The organism is uncultured Thiodictyon sp. (assembly GCF_903946935.1).
Taxonomy (GTDB): domain Bacteria; phylum Pseudomonadota; class Gammaproteobacteria; order Chromatiales; family Chromatiaceae; genus Thiodictyon.
Genome location: NZ_CAJAXH010000161.1, coordinates 1 through 22,459, shown reverse-complemented (window position 1 = coordinate 22,459; position 22,459 = coordinate 1). Strand labels below are relative to the sequence as shown.

The window sequence follows — 22,459 nt, the reverse complement described above, 5'->3', positions numbered from 1 at the left end:
CGCGCGCCGACCAACCCGCGGGGCGGCGCACCCGCGCCCGTCCGCCGGTTGCCGAAGCCGCTGGCGGGCCGCACAATGGCCGGCTTGCGCGTGCCGCGCAAGCCCCCCGTGAGAACCCCACCATGTCGGACGATCTGAGACAGGACGCACTGGCGTACCACCTCTACCCTAAACCCGGAAAGCTCGAGATCAAGGCCACCAAGCCGCTCGCCAATCAACGCGACCTGGCCCTGGCCTACTCGCCCGGGGTGGCGGCGGCCTGCGAGGAGATCGTCCGCGACCCGCATACCGCGGCACTCTATACCGCGCGCTCCAACCTGGTGGGGGTGATCACCAACGGCACCGCGGTACTCGGCCTGGGCGCCATCGGCAGCCTGGCCAGCAAGCCGGTCATGGAAGGCAAAGCGGTGCTGTTCAAGAAGTTTGCCGACATCGACGTGTTCGACATCGAGATCGACGAGCGCGACCCGGAGCGCTTCATCGAGACCGTCGCCCGCCTGGAGCCCACCTTCGGCGCCATCAATCTAGAGGACATCAAGGCCCCGGACTGTTTCATCATCGAGCGGGCGCTCCAGGAGCGCATGGGCATCCCGGTCTTCCACGACGACCAGCACGGCACCGCCATCGTGGTCAGCGCGGCGATCATCAGCGGCCTGCGGGTGGTGGGCAAGGACATCGGCGCCGTGCGACTCGTCACCGCCGGGGCGGGCGCGGCCGCCTTGGCCTGTCTGGGGCTGCTGGTCGAACTGGGGCTCAAGCCCGAGAACATCATGGTCACCGATATCGCCGGGGTGGTCTACCGCGGGCGAACCGAGGAGATGGACCCCTACAAGGGCCGTTACGCGGTAGAGACCGAATTGCGCACCCTGGAGCAGGCGATCGTCGGCGCCGACCTGTTCCTCGGGCTGTCCGCCGCCGGGGTGCTCAAACCCGAGTGGCTGACCCGGATGGCCGAGCGCCCAATCATCATGGCGCTCGCCAACCCCAACCCCGAGATCATGCCCGATCTGGCCCGCGCCGCCCGCCCGGATGCCATCATCGCCACCGGCCGCTCGGACTTCCCCAATCAGGTCAACAATGTCCTGTGCTTCCCGTTCATCTTCCGCGGGGCCTTAGACTGCGGTGCGACCCAGATCAACAAGGCGATGGAGATCGCCTGCGTCCATGCCATCGCGGATCTCGCGATGGCCGAGCCCTCCGACATCGTGCGCGCGGCCTATGGCGGTCAGGGCCTGAGCTTCGGCCCCGAGTATCTGATCCCCCGCCCCTTCGATCCGCGGCTGATGGCCCACCTGGCCCCAGCGGTGGCGCAGGCGGCCATGGAGTCGGGGGTGGCGAGCCGCCCCATCGCGGACCTGGACGCCTATCGCGACACCCTGACGCTGCGTGCCTTCCGCAGCGGCATGACCATGAAACCGGTCTTCGACCACGCGCGCGAGGCCCCGCGGCGGCGCGTCGTGTTCGCCGAGGGCGAGCAGGAGCGGGTGCTGCAAGTCGCCCAACAGGCGGTGAGCGAGGGCATCGCCCGCCCCGTGCTGATCGGCCGGCCGGCGGAGATCGCCCAAGGCCTGCGCGAGCTCGGACTGACGATCCGCCCGGGGCACGACTTCGACCTGATCGTCCCCTCGGAAAACCCGCGCTTCGACCTCCATTGCGAGGCCGTCTACGAGCGAGTCAAGCGGCGCGGCTACACCCTCACCGAAGTCCAGGAGTATGTCCGCAAGTCGCCCACCGTGCTCGCCGCCGCCCTGGTGCGCGCGGGCGACGCGGACGCCATGATCTGCGGCGTGATTGGGCGTTACCTGCGCCACCTCGAACACGTCCAGGCGATCATCGGTTGCGCGCCTGGGGTCCACCGGCTCACCGCCATGAATGCGGTCATCCTGCCCCAGGGACCGCTCTTCCTCGCCGATACCTATGTGCAGGAGGACCCCAGCGCGGAGGAACTGGCGGAGATCGCACGGCTGTGCGCCGCCCAGGTCGCCTGCTTCGGGCTCGAGCCGAAGATCGCGCTCTGCTCACACTCCAATTTCGGCACCCGTAACACCCCCTCGGCCAACAAGATGCACCAGGCCCTGCGCCTGCTCCAAGAGAGCAACCCGGAGCTGGAGGTGGAGGGCGAGATGCAGCCCAACCTGGCCTTGGACCCCGAACGGCGCGCGGTGCGCTTTCCCGGCTCCCGGCTCACCGGGCGCGCCAACCTGCTCATCATGCCCAACCAGGCCGCCGCCAATATCGCGCTCAACTTGATCCGCTCCTTGGACGGCACCGGCGGCGGCATCAACGTCGGCCCCATGCTGCTCGGGGCCGACCGCCCGGCGCACATCGTCAGCACCAGCACCTCGGTGCGCGGGCTGCTCAACATGACCGCCCTGGCGGCGGTGCAGGCGGGGTGAAGGCCCGCTTCTCGTCACACCGTTGCGCGGCCTGACGTCTGCGCCGGGCGCTCTGCGCCCGGCTGCTGCCCTGCCGGTCGCGGCCCCGCGCATGACGCCGTGCGTCAGCCGGCAACCCACCAGGTCGCGGCAACCGCGCCCACCGGACCAAATCGTGTCACCTGTTGACGACACTCTTGGTCACTCACCCCCTGACTCAAGCGCAAGCCACTGTTTTTCTGTCTCCCAGCAATTGGCACGAAGGGTGCTTTAACTGTAGCGAGAGTGAAAAAAGGCAAGACCGAAGGACGCACACCAAAATCGGGCCGCAGAGCCCCACGCGCACACAACGAAGGCACAGCCGGGGTCGGCACGCACGATAAAGAACTGATCGCCAAAGCGACACACACGCACAGCATCGCCGAAGGACGCAAGCCAGGGCAGATAGCATAAATGGAGTGGCCCAACCGGACACACTCCAAACATCGCAGGGGCCGCAGTACCAGCCAAGGGCATCGACCTAAGAGCGCCGTCGAAGCGACACAGTATTCGCGGCCGAGAGACGGCGGAACACCGCCGCAGACACACAGCATCAGGGTCTCCGCAACCACCGGGCCAGGGACGTCGGCGGAGAGTCGGTAGGATCGGCAGGGCGCTGGCTTGTTCCATTGAGGATACAAGTCAGCGCCCTCTTTGCGTACGCCCTTTTCGCCGCCGGGATCGGTAGTTTCCGATCGGCGCCGAAGACGGCGATGGGGCTTCTCTGGTAGGCTGATCGGCTTATCACCAGCGACCGGGCAGCGCCGCGGCCGTTGCGGTTATGCCTCGCCCCGGGGACCCTCATGCAGAACACCAAACCGACCGCCGCCACCCGCTTCCAGGTAGAACTGATCAAGCCGTCGCATTACGACGACGACGGCTATGTCATCCAGTGGGTTAAGGCATGGATCCCGTCCAACTCCCTGGCGACCCTGTGCGGCCTCACCCGCCACGCCAACGCGACCCGGGTCTTGGGACCCGCGGTGGAGATCGCCAACGCGGTCTATGACGAGACCAACACGGTGGTGCCGGTGGCGCGGATCATCCGGCGCATCCGGCGCAACGGCGGGCACGGCCTGGTCTGTCTGGTGGGGGTGCAGTCCAACCAGTTCCCCCGCGCACTGGACCTTGCGCGGCGCTTCCGCCAGGGCGGGGTACAGGTCGTGATCGGCGGCTTTCATGTCAGCGGCTCGCTCGCCATGCTCTCGGACCTGCCCCCGGACCTGCCCCCGGAGCTGCGCGAGGCACAAGCGCTCGGCATCACGCTATTCGCGGGCGAGGCGGAGGAGCACTTCGCCGACCTGCTGCGCGCGGCCTATGCGCACAGGCTGGAGCCGCTCTACAACTTCATGAGCCAACTCCCTGACCTGCAAGGGCAGACGATGCCCTATCTGCCGCCGGAGGTGGCACGCCGCTATGCGCCCATGCCCGGGACCTTCGATGCCGGCCGCGGCTGCCCCTTCCTATGCAGCTTCTGTACCATTATCAATGTCCAGGGGCGCAAGTCCCGCTTCCGTGACCCGGACGACATCGAGCGGCTGCTGCGCGCCAACCTGGACGCCGGCATCCGGCACTATTTCATCACCGACGACAACTTTGCCCGCAACCGCAACTGGGAGGCCATCTTCGACCGCATCGCCGCGGTCCGCCGCGAGCTGGGGGTCAAGTTCAACTTCACCATCCAGGTGGACACGATGTGTCACACACTGCCGGGCTTCGTGGCGAAGGCACGGGCGGCGGGTGTCTCCCGGGTCTTCCTCGGGCTGGAGAATGTCAATCCGGCCAACCTGAAGTCCGCCAACAAAAAACAGAACAAGATCGCCAATTACCGTACCATGCTGCTGGCCTGGCAGTACCAACGGATAACGACCTATTGCGGCTACATCCTGGGCTTTCCCGACGACACGCCCGAGGGCATCCTGGCCGACATCGAGACCATCAAGCGGGAGCTGCCGCTCGATATCCTGGAGTTCTTCTGTCTGACCCCCCTGCCCGGCTCAGTCGACCATCAGACGATACACGCGCAGCACGGACCGCTGGACCCGGACCTGAACATCTACGATCTGGAGCATGTCTGCACCACCCACCCGCGGATGACCAAGGCGCAGTGGCAAGGAGTCTATCGCGCGGCCTGGGACAGCTATTACTCCCTGGCGCACCTGGAGACGCTGATGCGCCGCGCCGCCGCCTTCGACCGCAACCCGAAGCGGATCATGGAGATCGCACTGGAGTTCTACGGCTGCTTCAAGTTCGAGCGGGTCCACCCGCTCCAAGGCGGGTTTCTGCGCCGCAAGGTCCGCACCGAGCGCCGGCCCGGGCTACCCATCGAGCGCCCCTGGGTCTTCTACCCGCGCCGCGTCCGTGAGGTCTGGACCACCTACAGCGGGCTCATTGCCTATGCCTGGCAGGTGTGGCGACTCTACCAGCGGGTGAAGAAGGACACCGAGCGGCCAGACTATCGCTATTTCGATCAGGCCATGGAACCCGTCACCGGACCGCCGGAGGCCGCGGGCGGCTGACCCTTGAAGAATGAGTGTCCGCAAATGAACGCGAATGAACGCAAATAAGACATTGGCTTGGCTGGCAGCAGCGCGTTGACGCAAGCCCTCGCGTACCTAGGGTGCGCAGGGTGAGCATCGACAGCACCGCACTCAACCGTCGGAAATGGCGGCGAGCCGCCAGGCCCACATCGGTTCTTCTTAATTTGCGTTCATTTGCGGACGAATAACCCCCCTTGACCCGGAGCCACCCATGACCCAAGCCCTTAATCTGGAGCTTTCTCCGCTGACTGCCGTGTCCCCGGTGGACGGGCGCTATGGCTCCAAGACCGCGGACCTGCGCGCAATCTTCAGCGAGTACGGGCTGATCCGCCATCGGGTGCTGGTGGAGGTCCGTTGGCTCCAGGCCCTGGCCAGTGAGCCGCAGATCGCGGAGGTGCCGGAGCTGTCCGGACACGCGGTCAACCTGCTGGACGGCATCGCGCAGCACTTCCAGTTAGAGGACGCCCAGCGGGTCAAGAATATCGAGTACACCACCAATCACGACGTGAAGGCGGTGGAATATTTCCTCAAAGAGCGGATCGCGGGGAATCCAGAGTTGGCGGCGGTCAGCGAGTTCATCCATTTCGCCTGCACCTCCGAGGACATCAACAACCTGGCCCACGCGCTGATGATCCGCGAGGGGCGCGGTCAGGTCCTGCTGCCCCAGATGGACGAGTTGATCGGGGCCGTGCGCGACTTGGCGCTGCGCTACGCCGACCTGCCGATGCTCGCCCGCACCCATGGCCAGCCGGCCACCCCCACCACCCTGGGCAAGGAGATGGCAAACGTCTGTCATCGGCTGCACACCCAGCGCGAACGGGTGGCGGCAGTGGACCTCTTGGGGAAGATCAACGGGGCCGTGGGTAACTACAACGCGCACCTGGTCGCCTACCCGGAACTGGACTGGCAGGCGTTCGCGCAGGCGTTCGTGCAATCGCTGGGGCTCACCTGGAACCCCTACACCACCCAGATCGAACCACACGACTATATGGCTGAACTGTTCGACGCGACGGTTCGCTTCAACGTCGTGGTCCTGGATTTCTGCCGCGATCTTTGGGGCTATATCTCGCTCGGTTATTTCAAGCAGCGCACCCTGGCGGGCGAGGTCGGCTCGTCCACCATGCCCCACAAGGTCAACCCCATCGACTTCGAAAACGCCGAGGGCAACCTGGGGATCGCCAACGCCATCCTCGAGCACCTGGCCGGTAAGCTGCCGATCTCCCGTTGGCAGCGCGATCTGACCGACTCTACGGTCCTGCGCAACCTTGGGGTCGGCCTGGCACACACCAGCATCGCGCTGCAATCGGCGCTCAAGGGGATCGGCAAGCTGGACGCCGACCCGGCGCGCCTGGCCGCGGACCTGGATGCCAATTGGGAGGTCCTGGCCGAGCCGATCCAGACCGTCATGCGCCGCTACGGTGTCGATCAGCCCTATGAGCGACTCAAGGAGCTGACCCGTGGCCGGCGCATCGGCGCCGATGCGCTGGCGACCTTCATCGACGGCCTGGAGATCCCGGCCGCGGCCAAGGCCGCGTTGCGGACCCTGACCCCCGCCACCTATATCGGCAACGCGGTCGCACAGGCGCGGGCCATCGCGGGCAAGGGTGGGGACTAAGACACCCTTGATCCCGCAGGAGGCGGCCCGCCGCTTGGACGCCGACCTCGCCGGACACTGTGCCGGCGAGGACCTGGCCGAGCGTCTCTCATCCTATCTCCTGTTCCAGGACCCGGCCATGGCGCAGGCCTTGGCGGACCTCCCGCGCTTTGCCCGCAGCAGCGAGCCGGTGCTGATCCAGGGGCGCACCGGGACCGGCAAGGAGTTGGTCGCCCGGGCCCTGCACGGCCTGGGACCGCGCGCCCAGGGGCCCTTCGTGGCGCTCAACTGCGGGGCCATCCCGGAAACCATGCTGGAGGCCGAGCTCTTCGGCTACGAGAAGGGCGCCTTCACCGGTGCTGCACGCCGATACCGGGGACGCTTCGAACAGGCCCATGAAGGCACCCTGTTCCTGGATGAGATCGGGGAGATGGCGGCGCCCGCCCAGGTCAGTCTGCTGCGGGTCCTGGAGACGGGGAGCGTGCAACGCCTGGGCGGTGAAGGGGAGAGCGCGGTCGATGTGCGGGTGGTGGCGGCCACCCACAGGTCAATGGAGGAACGGATGGCATCCGGGCTCTTCCGCCAGGACCTGCTGTACCGCCTGAACGTCCTGCCGCTCGTCCTGCCGATCCTGGCCGAACGACCCCGGGATATCCCATTGCTGGCCCAGCGTTTCATCGCCAACAGCCTGCGCGACATGGATTGGGCGGGCCCGGCGCCGTCGCTGGACCCCCAGGCCGTGGCCCTACTCCAGGCCCAGCCCTGGCCCGGGAATGTCCGCGAATTGCGCAACCTCATGGCGCGCCTGGCCGTACACCTGCCGGCCGGGGTGCGCGAGATCGGCCCCCAGCTGATCGCCCCCCTGCTGCGACCCGCGGTCGCGGACCAGCGTCCGCCCAGCGCCGGCGTACTCATCCCCCCCGGCACCACCCTGGCCGACGCCGAGTGGCTGCTGATCGACGCGGCGTTGAAGGACAGCGGCTACAACCGCGCCCGGGCCGCCCGGATGCTCGGCATCGGCGAGCGCACCCTACGCCGCAAACTCAACGAATCCTGACGCGACCAGGTCTGAGCCCCGCCCCAGACCATCCGGCCAGATCGGCCGCACCGCCCCCCCGGCACCGGCCACAGTGACCGCCTCGCGGCCAATGAGAGACGACATCGCTCTGATCGATTGGCTCTTTCAACTCTGGCATCCACTTTGCTTATGGACAAGCGAACGGTGGGGAGAGGACCCGGCACAAGAGCCCGCGCGCCACCCCATCGACACCTGGTCATCCACGAGGAGGTGCATCATGTGGGGTTATCTGAGCGGCTTCGATAACGATCTGTTCGGTCAGTTCGACCGTATGCGCCGGGAGATGGACACGCTCTTCGGCGCCCTATCCGGCTCGGCCGGCATCCGTTCGACGACGATCGGGACCTACCCGGCCATCAATATCGGCGCCTCGGCCAAGCAGGTCGACGTCTATGTCTTCGCGCCCGGTCTGGACCCGGCCAAGCTGGATATCTCGCTCCAGCAGAACCTGCTCTGCATCGCCGGTCAGCGCCATGAGTCGCTGCCGGACGGGGTGCAACTGTATCGGCGCGAACGTTTCAACGGGGACTTCCGGCGGGTGCTGACCCTGCCCGAGGACGTGGACCCCGAGAAGGTAGAGGCGAGCTACCGGGACGGCGTCCTGCACCTGAGCGTCGCGCGCCGCGAAGAGGTCAAGCCACGCCGGATCGAGGTCAAATAGAGCGCGGCACGCCCTGCAGATCCTTCACCCAACCCATTGAATAAGGAGTCGAGCCATGAGCGAAAACACGGTAATGCAAACCCGGGAGGCGAGCGCGCTCGCCGCCGACCGGGCCGCCACGCCGGCCATGCTGCCGCCGGTGGATATCTTCGAGGACCCCGCGGGGCTGACCCTCAAGGCCGATCTGCCCGGGGTGTCCAAGGAGCGCCTCTCGGTGGCGGTGGATCAGAACACCCTGACCATCGAGGGCGAGGCCGAGATTCCGATGCCCGAGGGCATGGAGGCGCTCTACGCGGACCTGCGCAGCACGGTGTTCCGGCGCAGCTTCACCCTGAGTCGCGAACTTCAGGCCGACCGGATCGACGCCCAGATCCAGGATGGCGTGCTGACCCTCAAGGTCCCGACCCGCGAGGAGAGTCGGCCGCGCAAGATTGAGATCAAGGTGGGCTGAGTCAACCGCAGCCCGCGGGCCATCGGGCGCGACCCGGCACCTTCGGGCCGCGCTGCCATGCGGGTCGACCTGAGATCATGGACCAGTCCGCCGCCCCCCAACTATTGACGATCCTCGCGGCCAGCGCCCTGGGCGTGGCCCTGTGTCTGCGGCTGCGCCTGCCGCCCATCCTCGGCTACTGCGCGGCGGGGGTGCTGCTCGGCCCCGCCACCCTGGGGTGGGTCCCGGATGGACCGACCACCCGCTTCCTGGCCGGGCTCGGCGTCGTGCTCCTGATGTTCGGCCTTGGGCTGGAATTTTCTCTGCCGAGATTACGCGCGGCCAAGCGCCTAGTGTTCGGCTGGGGCGCCGCGCAGTTGGCGCTGACCGCACCCGTCCTCGCCCTGGGCGCCGGGTGGCTTGGCGTGGCGCCGATACCCGCCTGGATCCTGGGTGCGGCCCTGGCCTTGTCATCCACCGCCATCGCCTTGAAGCAACTCGGCGAGCAGATGGAATTGCCCACCGCCCACGGGCGCACCGTGGTCGGGGTCCTGCTGTTCCAGGACCTGGCCGCGGTCGGCCTGCTGGTCGGCCTGCCGCTCCTGGCCGGCGCCCCGGTCGCAGCGCCCGACTGGCTGGTGGGCACTCAGGGCGCGGCAGGACACCAGGCGCTGCGGGTCATGGCGGCCCTGACCCTCGCGGCGGCCCTGCTCGGCGCGCTCCTCATGCTCGGCCGGCGGCTCTTGCCGCCCCTGTTGCACTGGGTCGCGGGGACCCGCTCCCTGGAGTTGTTCATGCTCCTGTCCCTGGTCCTGGCCTTCGCCGCCGCCGGGGCCGCGGGGCTGGTCGGGCTCGCGCCCACCCTGGGCGCCTTCACGGCGGGCCTGCTGCTCGGGGAAACCGCCTTTCGTCACCAGATCGAGGAGGACCTGCGACCCTTCCGGGACCTGATGCTCGGGGTCTTTTTCGTCAGCCTAGGGCTACAGCTCGATCCCGCCGGACTCGCGGCCGCCCCGGGTCTGGTGCTGGCCACCTTGGTCGCCGCGGTGCTGGTCAAGGCGGCCATCATGGCTGGCCTCATGCGCGCCCTCGGTCAGGGCGCGCAAGACGCCTGGCGCACGGCCTTGAGTCTGGCCCAGGGCAGCGAACTGGGGCTCTTGGTCGTGGCCAACGCGCAGGGCCTGGGGCTGCTGGGACCGGCGCTGGCCCAGCCGGTGTTGGGTGGACTGGTCTTGAGCATGCTGGCGGGGACCCTGTTGTTGCGGTTCAACGCCCAGCTGGCCTGCCTGCTGACCCAGGGGCCGAGGCTCGCCGGTGAGACGGACGCGCTGGAGGCGCGCATCGATGCGGCCAGCAACGGCTTCACGGACCACGTCATCCTCTGCGGCTACGGGCGCATGGGACAGAACCTGCTGGCGATCCTGGCGCAGGAAGGCGTGACGGCCCTCGCGCTGGACCTGGACCCGGAGCGTGTCCGGCAGGGGGCGGCGACGGGCGCGGTCGTGCTCTACGGCAATGCCGCGCGGCCCGGCATCCTGCGCGCGGCCGGCATCGCGCGAGCCCGGGCGGTGGCCGTCACTGTGGATGACGCTGGGCTGGCCCTGCGCATCGTCGGGCACCTGCGCGCCCTCTGGCCGCACCTGCCGGTCCTGGTACGCAGCGTGCGCGGGCGCAACGACGCGGCCCTGATCGCCGCCGGTGCCGAGGTCTTCCCGGAGGGCCTCGAGGCGAGTCTGTCGCTCGCCGGACAGTTGCTCGTCCTGTTGGGGGTCGCACCCTCGCGGATCGAGGCCAGACTCAATGCCATCCGCGCCGCGGACTACCAGTCCTTGCGCGCCTTCATCCACGACTCGGCCGAAACCCCCGCCGACGCCTGCGATTACCCGGAGCAGGTACGCGCCCTGGCGATCGGCGAGGGCCGCGCCGCGGCTGGCCAGCGGCCCGGGGACCTGGGCCTGATGGGGGCCACCTTGGTGGATGTACGCCGCGGCGCGATCCGGCTGCCCGCCGACCTGCCAGATACCCGACTGCGGGCCGGCGATGTGCTGATCGTCAAGGGGACTCGGGAGGCCATCGAACGAGCGGCGGCACGACTGAGCGAAGGCGGGTGAACCCGCTCCCAGGCCCCAATTGCACCCTTCACTGAACGACGGAGGTGACACCATGTCGACATTGCAACAGATTCGCCAAGACCTCACCCAGGTCTGGGACCACTTGCGCGACGGCTGGCAGCGGCTCGCCGATCAGGCCGCCGGCGCCGTCACGCGCTTCACCCAGGGTGGCCGCGACGCCGCCGCCGGGCCGCCCGCGGCCCGCAGCAACATCTGGGCCATCCCCGGTCGCGGCACCCTGGGCACGGGCGAGGGCTGGGGTATCCTGGCCGCGGAGGTCATCGACGAGGACGACCGGGTGCTGGTCCGGCTGGAGGCCCCAGGGATGGATAAGGACGACTTCGCGCTTGAGGTCCGTGACGGCCACCTGGTCGTGCGCGGCGAGAAACAGATCCGGCGCAAGCACAAAGCGGGCCGCTATCAGGTGACCGAATGCGCCTATGGCCATTTCGAGCGTGCCATCCCACTGCCCGACGCCGTGCGCAGCGACCAGTCCAGCGCCAGTTACAAACGCGGCGTGCTGCGGGTGGAACTCCCCAAGGACCCGGCGCGGCAGCGGCGACGCATCCAGGTCCAGGTGCGCTGATATCCGCTCCACGACGGCGAGCGATCGGCTCCGCAACCCAGGGCCCGGCCCACGGCCGGCCCGCCGGCATGCCGGCGACCGGGAACATCCGTTGCGGCCCCTTGGATTGGCCCGGATGCGGCGCATATCCCCAGTTCTTGCGCAGTCCAGCACCGCCGTCTCGGCCACAATGCGCAATCAGGCGGCCCGCCTGCGCCGGCGGGCCTGGATCGGCGTGCGAGCCTCTCAGTGCAACCATGAAACACAGTAGCAAGACCATCGGCCGGCGCCGGGCGGCGCTGCACCTCGCCCTCGCGCTCGGCCTCGCCGGGTTGCCGGCGGCGCCCGGGCGCGCCGGACAGTTCAATCTCCCCGACATGGGCAACTCATCGGACACGGTGATGAGCAGCGGCGCCGAGATTCGCCTGGGCAAGGCCTTCATGCGTCAGGTGCAAGCGACCCTGCCGGTAATGTCTGACCCGCTGGTGACCGCCTATGTGGAGTCCCTCGGCAATGAGCTGGTGGCCGCGGACAAGAGCGCCAAGGGCTACAGCTTCGATTTCTTCGTGATCGACCAACCGGTGGTCAACGCCTTCGCCGGCCCGGGCGGGCATGTCGGGGTCTATGCGGGACTGATCCTGACCGCCCAGGGCGAAAACGAATTGGCCGCCGTCATGGCCCACGAGATCGCCCATGTCACCCAACGCCACCTGATGCGCGGCTATGAGGACCAGAGCAGACTCAGCATCCCGACCATCGCACTGATGGTCGCGGCCGCCATCCTCGCCGCCCAGGCCGGCTCCGGACAAGCGGGGATGGCGGCCCTCACCGGCATCCAGGCGGCGTCGGTGCAGCGCCAGATCAATGTCATCCGCGAGGATGAGAAGGAGGCGGATCGTATCGGCATCGCCACCCTGGCCGCCGCCGGGCGCGACCCTTACGCCATGGCCGGCTTCTTTGAGCGCCTGTCCAAGACCAGCCGGCTCTACGAAAACAATGCCCCGGAGTTCCTGCGCACCCACCCGGTCGACACCAACCGCATCGGCGATGCGCTGGGGCGGGCGGCCGAGTACCACAATCGTCAGCGCCCCGACAGCATGGGCTTTCTACTCACCCGCGCACGCCTGCGCGAGGCGTCGTATAACCGGCCGGAAAAGTCGCTGGCGGCCTTCAAGGCGTCCTTACGGGAGGGCCGCTACAGCAACGAGACCGCGGAGCGCTATGGCTACGCCCTGGCCCTGCTGCGGGCGGATCAGCTCGCTGAGGCCAAGTCCGAGGCGACCCGGCTATTGGCCGCCCAACCCAGTCGGGCCGAATTCATCGTGCTCGACGCCCGCATCGACTTAAAGCAGGGTCACGCGGACGCGGCCCTGGATCACCTCAAGCAGGCGATCGGCCTGTCCCCCGGAAACTGGGCCATGCGCATGGCCTATGCCGAGGCGCTGGCCACCGCCGGCCAACCGCGCAAGGCCATGGAGCAGCTCCAAGCCGTGGAGCGGGTGCGACCCGGCAATCCGGCGCTCTATGAACTATTGAGTCAGGCGGCCATCCGCTCAGGGGACAAGGGCGCCAGCTTCCGCTATCACGCCCAGCAACTCTACGCCGAGGGCGACCTGGAGCCGGCGATCAAACAACTGGACTTTGCGCTGCGTCAGCGTGACATCGACAACTACGAGGCGGCGCAGATCCAGGCGCTGCGCGACTCCTGGAAGGAAGAGCAACGGGCGCAGAAGAAACGCGGTCGCGACGCCTTCGAGTTCAGCGCGGTGAGCGCGACACCAGGCGGCGGTTGAGCAAAAAAATCATTGAGCCGCAAATAAACGCAAATAACCGCAAAATCGAATCGTGGGCAACCGGGAGCTTGCCGAGCCGGGGCAGCGCACGCACCGGATGCACTGGCTGGGTCGGCCAACAATAATAACCTATTGTATTTATTTTCGTTCGTTTGCTGCCAACCAGGCTTTCTCGGATAATGGCGGCTCAATTCCGTAGCGAGCCTCGCCGACCGATGACCCCTCTGAACCGCTGGATCCCCGCCCTCGCCCTGTTACCGACCGCCCTCTTCGGCACCGCGGCCGCGGCGCAACCGGTGGCGGTGACCCCCGCGGCCCCCGCCGCCGCCGACTTGCACACCCTCTTCGATCAGGCCTTCGTACTCAAACTGGGCTTTTCATTCGTGGTCGGCCTGGCGGTGGGCAAGGCGCTCAAGATGGCCTTCAAGCTCGCCCTGCTCCTGATCGGCATCGTCCTGCTCGGCATCTTCGGGCTCCAGTATGCCGGGCTTGCTGAAATCCATTGGTCCGGCGTAGAAAGTCACTACGATACCTGGGCCAGTTGGTTATCGGTCAACGGCGGCGCCTTCCTCGACTATATGGGCAAGAACCTCTCCAGCGCCGCCGGCTTCGTCGCCGGATTGGCCGTGGGGCTCAAGATTTAAGGATGCGCTTGCATACCGGTAAGCACCTCGACCAGTGCCTGGTCGAAGGCGTCGACCCGGATGATCCCCAGTCGCGGGAATTCGATATCGAGGATCATATAGAGAGCCAACGCCGTGACCAAGGCAAACCCAACCTCATGGAGCCAACTGCGGGTGCGCGCACCCGCCATTCCGTAGCCGGCAAAGAGCGCACTGGCGAGCGCCAGTACCACGAGCATGACGTAAATGAGCGGTGGCGGGTGCAGCCGTGCCGCCATGGTGCGGGTGCTCGTGATATCGATCATGGCATTGAGCGCCGGCAGGAGCAATTTAGCGGCGTCGGGGGAGGCGCCTTCGGCCCGGGAGGCGGCGACCGCTTGGTCCCAGATCCGGCCCTGCAAGGCGACCGAGCGGGCCAGTTCGGCAAAGGCCGCGTCGATATCCGGCATCTTGCGATAGGCCTCGATGCGACTCTCCAAATAGCGGCGGAACTCATCGCGTAGCGCCGGCTGGGCGGCGGTCGGCAGCAGGTCCAGCCGCAGCCAGGCGGTGCCTATATCATTGGCCTCCTCCACCACCAACGCACGCCGCTGGTCGAAACGCGACGCCGCCCCGGAGAAGGTAAAGGCGATCAGCAGCCCGAGCAAGGCAAAGACCGCACCGTCGACGGCCCCGATCCCCAGGCTTGCCCCATCGGGGTCCAAGGCCAGTCGGCGCCTGCCGATCCGCCGGCCGACCTGCAGCAGGATCAACATACCGCCGAACAGTCCGATGGCGGTCAGGATGGCAATGGTTATCTGGTTCATCATCGATTCGTCTGGGGCCCTACCGTGAAAATCGCGCCGGGAGCGCGCGCCAAGTCCGGCTCTCCCTCTGCATGAGGGCGGGGTGAGGGAACGGCTATGGCGACCGCAACGTTCATCTTTTGGGGTGGCGCTGGCACCATGGCCCTTAATCCGCGCCATCATACCCGAGGCTGTCGCGTGCGAGCCAGTCGCCGACGCGACGGCCTTGGTCATCACCCCGGCCGCCGTCGCAGGGCCGCTCCGACGACAGTAGGAGCGGCCCCCAGGCCGCGACGAACCACGCGGGATGCCAGGAATAAGCCGCCCCCGCTCCCCCGTTCAAAAGATCGCCGCCGCCATGGCCGCCGCGCGGCCGACCAGCGTCACTACCTTCTCCAGGGCATCCGAACTCTTACCGGCGTCCTGGATCAGTTCCATGGCGCTCTTGATGCGGGACTTGATCAACCCGCGCTTGGGCTCGGGCTTGGCCGCCTGCTCCTCCACGATGCGGAAATCGCCCTCGATCGCCTGGGCCGATACCGGGTCCAGGCCCGCCTGCGGCAGCAGCGCGCGGACCTCGGCCAGGAGTTTCACCAGGTCGGCGGCGGACGCCCCCTCCTGGGTCTGATAGAGGGTCTTGACCTGGTCGCGGCCGACGAAGTCGCCGCCGCCCGTGGTCACGCTGCCGCCGATGTAGGCCCCGCCGTCGGTGTGCACCGCGGACGGGTCTGGCTGTGTCGTCGTCATATCATCTCCTGCAATTGCAACTGGCTCCCACGCTCCTGCGTGGGAGCAAGAGCGGGCGCTCCGCGTCCGGGGCGAGACCGGACGCGGAGCGCCCGCACGGCATTCCCACGCGGGAGCGTGGGAACGAGAAAGATCAGAAAACAGGCCGGATCAGAAACCAGAAGTCCAGTATCCAGAATCCGCCAGGGACAACACCAACCGGAAACCAACATTCCTAAAGAAGTCCACGGGGACGTACCGGAAGCGGGACGCCGAGCGCGCGAGCCTCGAAGGATTGATCCAGGACCCGCCGCGCACCACGCGGTGCCCCTCGGCCACCGGATCGTCGCGCCCATCGCCGGGTCGGATCGGATAATCGCGATAGAGGCTCGCGCACCACTCCCAGCCGTTGCCCGCGAGGTCCTGGACTCCGGCGGCGCTCGCCCCCTGCGGATAGGCGCCCACTGGGGTGGTACGCAGCACCTGCCCCTCAGTGGTATTGGCCAGCTCGGGGTCCCAGCGGTTGCCCCAGGGGAAGCGGCGGCTGGAACCCAGGCGCGCGGCGCGTTCCCACTCGGCCTCGGTCGGCAGCCGCACCAAGACGCCCGCGGGCAGCACGGACTGATCCCCCGCGGCACGCCAGCGCTCGGTGAGCCAGCGGCAGTAGGCGCGCGCCTCGAACCAGGTGACACCCACCACCGGCTGTGCCGGGTTGGCAAAGCGCTCGTCCGTCCAGTACGCGGGGCGATCCATGGGCCGCTCGGCGCCTTCATTCTCAAGGATAGCGCGAAGATCGGCCTCTTCCAGCGTCAAGGTCGGTGTCCATAGGGCGATGTTGTACTCGCTCCAACCCCACCGCTTCATCAGGCCCGGATCGGCCTTGACCGCCCGCCAGGTCCCGAGCCATTCGTCCACCACCTCCGACTTGAGCTCCCCCCGCCGCCAGGCCAGCGCCTGCTGGGTATCCCACCAACGCTCATCCGCATAGCCACCGTCGGCCATGAAGCAACCATACTCGGCATTCGTGACCGGAAAGCGCCCGATGGCAAAGGCTGGCAAGGATACCCGGTGCCGGGGGCGCTCGTCCCCGCCCCGAAGGCCACTGCGGGCCAGCCGCCGGACCTCCCACCAGGATGACCCCATCCGCACCACCCCCGCCGGGACCTCGACCAGGGGCGGCAGCAGCACCCGGGCACCCGCCACCGTGATCGCCGCAAAGCGCGGATCGCCCAGCCGCCCGAGCGCCTCCCCGGCCGCAATCCGGGCGCGCACATGGATGCGCGGGTTGCCGAGGTCCGCCAGCAGCGCCGCCTGGGTGGGCGCCACCTCGCCCGGGGCCGGAGCGACCCCCGGCTCCGCCAGACAGCGCGCGGCCAGCACCGGGTTGCACGCCCGCACCGCCGCAATCAGTGCCGCCGGGTCCCGGGCGAGACCGGCGGCCAGCAGGGTCGGTTCCTCCCAGCCGGTGGTGGGCGGCGGCGGCAGTGGCTCGTCGTCGCCCAGCCGCCCCGGGTCCGGCATCGCGGACTTCAGACGCGGGGAGCGCCAGCGGTCGCCGAGATCCGTGGCGCTGCGCTGCGCCTCCAGCAAGGCAGCCGCAGCAAAGAACTCCTGGATCTGGTGGTGATAGAAGCGCACCAGCCCGCCCGGCGCGCCCGTCTGCGGGTCCGCCTCGGTGTCCAGCAGGGTGGCGGCGAGCCCCAGGCGCAGGATGGACCTGGGGTCCAGGTCCACCAGGCCATCCGGCGTCTGCACCCGCGTCGGCAGGCGTTTGAGCACCTCGGCACGCGGCAGCCGGGTGCCCTCCCCCAGGCGCTGCATCCCCTCCGCCAGGACCGCCAGCGCGGCGGTCACCGCGGGCGCGCCCGGCCAGTCCGCGTGGCTGCGCTCCGGCTCCCGCTCCAGCAAGGTCGCCACGAAGCCGTTGAACAGCGCCGCGCGCCCGCTCGGCCAGGCGGCGCCCGCGGCCACCAGGCGGCACAGGATTGTGAGATAAAAGGGGTTACGCACCAGGTCCAGCAACGGCGCGGCGGCCAGCCGGGTCCAGGACGCGGCGGCCAGCTCGGCACTGAGATAGCGCTCGAGGAAGGTGCGCACCCGCGGATCATCCAGCCGCTCGATCTCCACCTGGGGCAGACCCAAGGGCGCGCTGTAGTCGCGCCCGCGGCAGGTGAACACGATGCGGTTGCCAGGCCACTTCTCCCGGGCGAAGCGCTTCCAGGCCGCCACGCGCGCCCGGTAGTCCGCGGCATCGCGAAAGGGCATCTCGTTTAAGGCATCGACCAGCAGGAAGACCCCGCCCGCGCGCAGCCGCGCATCCAGATCAGCGGTGCCCACCCGCCGGCGCCAGCAATCGGCGACAAAGGCATGGGGCGAGGGATAGTCCCGATAATCGCCCAGGGCCAGCAGCAGCGGCACGGGGCCGGCCCCTGCCGCCAGGCGCTCGCGCGCCAGATCGATCAGCAGCCGCCGCAGGGTGGTGGTCTTACCGGAACCCGGCTCGCCGAGCAGGACCCAGGCTGGGTTGCGCTCCACCGCGGCCGTGATGTCGGGGAGCGGCACGCGCCGCACCTCACGCTGGGCACCCTCGCCGCTGGCCTCCAAGAGGGTGAGTTCAGGGGGGATGTCCTCCCAGTCGGCAGGCGTCTGGACCTCGGTGAGCACCCCGGCCAGTGGCACATAACGCCGCGCCCACGGCGTGTGAGCGGGGTGCTTCAGGAGGGCCGCCAGATAGTCGGCCGGGTCGGCCCGGGGGGGTCGGGTCGCCGACAAAGGTCAGGTTGTACTGGTCACGGCCGACGACATCGCGACCGGACGACACATTGCCGCCGATGTGCGCCCCGCCGCCGGTGTCCACGCTGTTCGTCATGCCTGAGTCTCTATCTGGGCTGCCGATAAGAATCCCTGCCAAGTGTACCTGATCGCGGCCTCGCCGGCGGTGCCCGTGGCGACGGGTTGCCCTGCGGGAAGATTCGTAATAGCCTCTTGCCCATGGAAAACCTAGCCACACCCCATGACGCCTTTTTCCGTGAGGGGTTCGGTCGCCGGGAGGTTGCAGAGGACTTTCTTCGCAACCAACTGCCGGCCGACCTCCTCGCCGAGATCGACCTCGGGACCTTGGAAATCTGCAAAGACACCTATGTCTCCAAGGACCTGCGCTCGGCATACTCGGATCTGGTGTACCGCGTGCAGTATCGCGGCGCGGACTTGGTCATCTATCTGCTGTTCGAGCACAAGAGCAGCCCCGAGCATTGGACCCTGCTGCAATTGCTGCGTTATATCGTCGCCGAGGGCGATCAGTATCGCAAGCAGCACCCCGCGGCCCGACAACTCCCTCCGATCTTCCCCCTGGTGATTTACCACGGCGAACGGCAGTGGCACGCGCCTTTGAACTTCCACGATCTGGTCGCACCGCTACCCCCGGCACTGGCGCCCTTCGTTCCCCAATTCACCTATGCCCTGCACGACCTGTCCGAGCGTACCGACGCGCAGATCAAGGGCGAGGTGTTGACCCGACTCGTCCAATTGGCGCTACGCTGGGTCTTCAGCGACCGGCCGATCGAGCGGCTGCGGGAACTGCTGACCTTGATCGAGCAGGTACAGGACAAGACCACCGCGCTCACCATCCTGGAATCCCTGCTTCGCTACTATGTCCAAGGCACCCAGACCCTCGGCGAAGGCGACGTGCGGACGCTGCTGCAACAGACTTCTACCGGAGACCCAATCATGCAGACCTTCATCGACCGCTATATCGAACAGGGCAAACAGCAAGGCGAGGTCGCCATGCTGTTACGGCTGATCGAACGCAAGTTCGGCCCGCCGGACGAGTCCATCCGTCGGCGGGTCGCCGGGGCGGATCCCGAGACGCTCCTGGGCTGGTCCGAACGCGTCCTCACGGCCGATAGCCTGGAGGCGGTGCTGCATTGAATCGATGGGCCTTGATCCGCGGTCATCGCCTGGAGTCCAAGGCTTCAGCCTTGGTCCTGTCCATCCAAGGCTGAAGCCTTGGACTCCAGCCACTCGCCCCAGGGATCAGCCGGAATTCCCCATTCTCTGCGTCTCCGCGTCTCTGCGTGAGACAGTATTGACTCACGCAGAGACGCGGAGACGCAGAGGAAGATGAGTGTGGGGCCGCTGGTCGGAATGATGGCGCCTGTAGGGTGCCGGTGAGGAACGAACCGCACCGGCCGGTTTGGCCTATGCGCCAGCCGGGTCGTTGGGCGCGGAGCGCCAGATACAGGCGTAACACCGCGCAGCGGTGTTACGAGATAGGGGATCAGGATCCAGAATCCGCCAGGGACAACACCAAACGGAAACCCAGATCGGTGTAGAAGTTATCGACACCGAATCGGGAGCGGCGCGCACAGCGCGCTTGCCACGGCAGGGCGAGCCACGACCCGCCGCGCACCACCCGAGCGTCGGGTCCGGCAAGGGACTCCCGGCCGTCGTCCGGGACATAGGGGTAACCGAAGGCAGCCCGGTCGATGTCGCCACCCCACCGTGAGCGCGTCCACTCCAGGACATTTCCGATCAAGTCGAGTGCGCCGCAGGGACTGGCCCCGGCTGGGAAGCAGCCGACCGGGCTCGAGGTCTGGAGGCCCGCCCCCTCGGTGTTGGCGCGATCATCCAACCAACCGTCGCCCCAGGACCAGCGGCGGGCCTCGGTACCACGGGCGGCCTTTTCCCATTCAGCCTCGGAGGGCAATCGTACCCGCACCCCCGCCTGCTCAGCCTGGAACTGCGACTCGAGCCAGCGGGAGTAGGCCAGCGCCTCGTGCCAGGAGATGCCGACGACCGGGCGGTTAGCCCCGTTCCAGGGAGACTCGCTCCACCAGTAGGGTCGATCGCGGCGTCCCTTCGGACGCCCCGCCAGCCAATCCGCGTATTGCCTTCTTAGGTCCGCCTCCTTGATTGCCGGAAGGTCCGATGTGGCACCCTGGCGCCAGGCCCAGCCCTCGGACGTCCACCAGCGCTCCTGATCGTATCCGCCTGCCTCCAAGAAGGGCCGGAATTGGCGATTGGTAACCGGATAGCGGGCGATGAGAAAAGCGGGCAGGTATAGCGGATGGGCCGGGCGCTCGGCATCAGCGGCGTCGGTGTCCCCCGCCTCGCTGCCGATGGTAAAGGGGCCGACCGGCACATTGCACCAGTCGATATCGGGCAGGGTTGCACCCTGGGCCGTAATGTGGACGCCGACGCCGGGCCTGGGATCGCCGAGCAACCCGAGCAGGTCGCCAGCCTCCAGTCGCTCCTTGGGCGGCAGGGCGCCGCGACCGAGCAGGTCCACCAGCCAGCGGCGGACGCGCCGCAGCGGGGCCTCAAAGTGTTCCTGACCGGCGGCCGTGCCGGGAAAGCCCAGGTCCAGCAGCGCCTTGGCCCCGAGTACCGCGGCCTGCCAGTGGCGCTCGCCGATCCCCTCGGTGTCGGCAGGGCTCGCGGGGACCAGGGTGTTGACCAGGTTCACGGCGTCCGCCAGCCCGCCCTGGCGCTTCTTACCGACACCGAGCAGGAAGACCTCGCGCCACCAGGTGGGGTCGGCCCAGACCCGGCGGCGCAGCTCGGCACCGAAATCGGGGGCGGTATTGGCCAGGTGACAGGCGGCGAGATATTCCTGAAAGGAGCGGTGCGGGAAGGCATAGACGCCCTCCCGGCGGGCGATCAGCAGCCCGGCGCGGGTTTCCAGATACTCCAGCAATACACAGGGGTTGAGGTCCTGTGGGCAGAGGCGCTCGAAGGTGGCGATGACCTGGCCGCGGTCGATGTCGGCCGGGGCCTCGTCGCGCCCCGGGAGCGCCGCCTGGCCCTCGTGCGTCGCGAAGGCCAGCCGGTCGAGTGCCTGGCGCAGGGTCTGTTCGCCCAGACCCAGGGCGCGGGCGATGCCTGGCTCGCGCAGGATGGTCCCGTCCGGCCCCGCGACCTCGCGCCCGGTCTGCCAGCGGGTCAGCAGCAGCTTGACCGATTCCTCGTAGAGGTCGGCGCGGTCGCGCGGGAGTTGGCCCCAACTGCTGTGCAGGGTGGCCATGAGGGTCAGCAGCAGCGGGCGGGAGGCCAGATCACCGAGGTAGGCGCGCTGCGCAATGGCATCGCGTAGCGCCCGGCCCCGCTGCTCGGCCGTGGCCGCGTCCCAGCCCATGACCGGGCAGACCGCCTGGTACCAGTGGCCGATGAAGCCGGCCACCTGCTCGGCGTCGAAGGGGGCCAGGGCCAGCTCATTGAAGCCGGCGAGGTGCCAGCGCGGGTCGGCGTAGGCATAGGGCCGGGCAGTCAGCAGCACCCGGCTGCCCGCGGGCAGGGCGGCGGCGAGTCGCTGCACCGACTCCAGCAGGTGGGCGCGGCGGGCGCCGGACTCCGGCACCTCATCCAGGCCGTCGAGCAGGATCAGTGCGCCCTGGTGGAGCAGTCGCCCCTGGAGGTAGGGAAACAGGCGCGCGGCGGCGCTCTGGCCCAGGCGCTGGACGCAGTCGGCCTCCAGCGCCCGCCACAGGGTATCCCCCGCTGCGCCGTTTTCCGGGATGGCGGCGGCGGCCCGGCGCAGCACCAGACGCACGGGCAGCAGGGTGCGCAGCGCGGGCGGCAATGCGGCCTGGGTGCCGGCGACGACCGCGCTGGCCAGCCGCCAGGTCAGGTAGTCGACGAAGGTGCTCTTGCCGGAGCCGGCATCGCCGACCAGCACCAGGCGCCCGCCCTGCTCGCCGGTGACTGCATCGAGTAGCGCCGTGCGCTCGCCCATCTCGGCGCGGGCCAGGCGTAGGCCGTAGCGGCGCTCGTCCTCGCCCTCCTCGCGCGGGACCACAACCACATGGAGATCGGTATAGACGCTCGGTAGGTCGACCTCGGTGCGGGCGCCCGGCTGGGCAAAGCGCGGGTCCACCACCCCGAGCGGCAGGCGGCTGCACTCGGCGGCCAGGTCGCGGTAATAGGCGGAGAGGAGTTGCTCGGGCCGATCATCGGGCGCGGCAAACTGATTGATGATCTGGTCGCGGCCGACGGAGTCGCCCGCCGGGCCTTGATCATCGTTCCGGCCACCCCCGGTTACGCCGCCACCAGCAGGAGCGCGGACGACTTGGGCGGACGGGGCCGTCGGCGCGCTGGTGACGGAGGCAACGGCATGCGCTGGAGCACCTGCGCGAACAGCGTTT

The 22,459-nt window shown here is 68.3% G+C and carries 15 protein-coding genes; 11 read left to right on the top strand and 4 right to left on the bottom strand.

The features are described from left to right. The first annotated feature begins 122 nt into the window (after positions 1 to 122). From QZX93_RS14595 to QZX93_RS14550, 10 genes are all read left to right on the top strand, one after another. The gene (locus QZX93_RS14595) at positions 123 to 2,396 is read left to right on the top strand and encodes an NADP-dependent malic enzyme (RefSeq protein WP_295386935.1); all 2,274 of its coding nucleotides are present in this window, start codon (positions 123 to 125) and stop codon (positions 2,394 to 2,396) included. Between the two features lie 821 nt (positions 2,397 to 3,217). Beyond that, the gene (locus QZX93_RS14590; protein ID WP_295386932.1) at positions 3,218 to 4,933 is read left to right on the top strand and encodes a radical SAM protein; all 1,716 of its coding nucleotides are present in this window, start codon (positions 3,218 to 3,220) and stop codon (positions 4,931 to 4,933) included. 232 nt (positions 4,934 to 5,165) lie between these two features. Beyond that, a complete protein-coding gene (gene purB / locus QZX93_RS14585) occupies positions 5,166 to 6,569 on the top strand; it encodes an adenylosuccinate lyase (RefSeq protein ID WP_295386929.1) in 1,404 nt (467 codons plus the stop codon). 7 nt (positions 6,570 to 6,576) lie between these two features. Beyond that, entirely contained in the window at positions 6,577 to 7,605 is a 1,029-nt protein-coding gene (locus QZX93_RS14580; RefSeq protein WP_295394704.1) for a sigma-54 dependent transcriptional regulator, read from the top strand. Positions 7,606 to 7,843: 238 nt separating this feature from the next. Further along, the gene (locus QZX93_RS14575; protein ID WP_295386924.1) at positions 7,844 to 8,287 is read left to right on the top strand and encodes an Hsp20/alpha crystallin family protein; all 444 of its coding nucleotides are present in this window, start codon (positions 7,844 to 7,846) and stop codon (positions 8,285 to 8,287) included. Between the two features lie 55 nt (positions 8,288 to 8,342). Then, on the top strand, positions 8,343 to 8,738 hold the full coding sequence (locus QZX93_RS14570; RefSeq protein WP_295386921.1) for an Hsp20/alpha crystallin family protein: 396 nt from the start codon (positions 8,343 to 8,345) through the stop codon (positions 8,736 to 8,738). 77 nt (positions 8,739 to 8,815) lie between these two features. Further along, entirely contained in the window at positions 8,816 to 10,828 is a 2,013-nt protein-coding gene (locus QZX93_RS14565; protein ID WP_295386919.1) for a cation:proton antiporter, read from the top strand. A 52-nt stretch (positions 10,829 to 10,880) separates the two neighbouring features. Further along, positions 10,881 to 11,414: an Hsp20/alpha crystallin family protein gene (locus tag QZX93_RS14560; protein ID WP_295386913.1), complete on the top strand. Its 534-nt coding sequence runs from the start codon at positions 10,881 to 10,883 to the stop codon at positions 11,412 to 11,414. Between the two features lie 236 nt (positions 11,415 to 11,650). Continuing rightward, complete coding sequence (locus tag QZX93_RS14555) at positions 11,651 to 13,186, top strand: M48 family metalloprotease (RefSeq protein ID WP_295386910.1); 1,536 nt, start codon at positions 11,651 to 11,653, stop codon at positions 13,184 to 13,186. A gap of 215 nt (positions 13,187 to 13,401) precedes the next feature. Continuing rightward, the gene (locus QZX93_RS14550; RefSeq protein ID WP_295386905.1) at positions 13,402 to 13,830 is read left to right on the top strand and encodes an FUN14 domain-containing protein; all 429 of its coding nucleotides are present in this window, start codon (positions 13,402 to 13,404) and stop codon (positions 13,828 to 13,830) included. Here QZX93_RS14550 and QZX93_RS14545 read toward each other — a convergent pair. The 3 genes from QZX93_RS14545 to QZX93_RS14535 form a co-directional block, all read right to left on the bottom strand. Next, positions 13,827 to 14,618, bottom strand: coding sequence for a DUF4239 domain-containing protein (locus tag QZX93_RS14545; protein WP_295386900.1), 792 nt, complete (start codon positions 14,616 to 14,618; stop codon positions 13,827 to 13,829). The two genes, QZX93_RS14550 and QZX93_RS14545, sit on opposite strands and share 4 nt — an antisense overlap. 315 nt (positions 14,619 to 14,933) lie before the next feature. Further along, positions 14,934 to 15,341 (bottom strand): hypothetical protein, encoded by a 408-nt coding sequence (locus tag QZX93_RS14540; RefSeq protein WP_295386895.1) that lies wholly within the window; start codon positions 15,339 to 15,341, stop codon positions 14,934 to 14,936. A 150-nt stretch (positions 15,342 to 15,491) separates the two neighbouring features. After that, positions 15,492 to 18,092: an SUMF1/EgtB/PvdO family nonheme iron enzyme gene (locus QZX93_RS14535; RefSeq protein WP_295394700.1), complete on the bottom strand. Its 2,601-nt coding sequence runs from the start codon at positions 18,090 to 18,092 to the stop codon at positions 15,492 to 15,494. Between the two features lie 219 nt (positions 18,093 to 18,311). Between QZX93_RS14535 and QZX93_RS14530 the strand changes: the two genes are divergently transcribed. Next, entirely contained in the window at positions 18,312 to 19,247 is a 936-nt protein-coding gene (locus QZX93_RS14530) for an Rpn family recombination-promoting nuclease/putative transposase (protein WP_295387895.1), read from the top strand. Positions 19,248 to 19,596: 349 nt separating this feature from the next. Here QZX93_RS14530 and QZX93_RS14525 read toward each other — a convergent pair. Further along, positions 19,597 to 22,459: SUMF1/EgtB/PvdO family nonheme iron enzyme (locus QZX93_RS14525; protein ID WP_295387892.1), on the bottom strand; the 2,863-nt coding region annotated here is incomplete at its 5' end.

Coding starts and splice junctions, on each gene's coding strand:
- QZX93_RS14595 (WP_295386935.1), top strand. CDS start 123: ATGTCGGACGATCTGAGACAGGACGCACTGGCGTACCACCTCTACCCT.
- QZX93_RS14590 (WP_295386932.1), top strand. CDS start 3,218: ATGCAGAACACCAAACCGACCGCCGCCACCCGCTTCCAGGTAGAACTG.
- purB (WP_295386929.1), top strand. CDS start 5,166: ATGACCCAAGCCCTTAATCTGGAGCTTTCTCCGCTGACTGCCGTGTCC.
- QZX93_RS14575 (WP_295386924.1), top strand. CDS start 7,844: ATGTGGGGTTATCTGAGCGGCTTCGATAACGATCTGTTCGGTCAGTTC.
- QZX93_RS14570 (WP_295386921.1), top strand. CDS start 8,343: ATGAGCGAAAACACGGTAATGCAAACCCGGGAGGCGAGCGCGCTCGCC.
- QZX93_RS14565 (WP_295386919.1), top strand. CDS start 8,816: ATGGACCAGTCCGCCGCCCCCCAACTATTGACGATCCTCGCGGCCAGC.
- QZX93_RS14560 (WP_295386913.1), top strand. CDS start 10,881: ATGTCGACATTGCAACAGATTCGCCAAGACCTCACCCAGGTCTGGGAC.
- QZX93_RS14555 (WP_295386910.1), top strand. CDS start 11,651: ATGAAACACAGTAGCAAGACCATCGGCCGGCGCCGGGCGGCGCTGCAC.
- QZX93_RS14550 (WP_295386905.1), top strand. CDS start 13,402: ATGACCCCTCTGAACCGCTGGATCCCCGCCCTCGCCCTGTTACCGACC.
- QZX93_RS14545 (WP_295386900.1), bottom strand. CDS start 14,618: ATGATGAACCAGATAACCATTGCCATCCTGACCGCCATCGGACTGTTC.
- QZX93_RS14540 (WP_295386895.1), bottom strand. CDS start 15,341: ATGACGACGACACAGCCAGACCCGTCCGCGGTGCACACCGACGGCGGG.
- QZX93_RS14530 (WP_295387895.1), top strand. CDS start 18,312: ATGGAAAACCTAGCCACACCCCATGACGCCTTTTTCCGTGAGGGGTTC.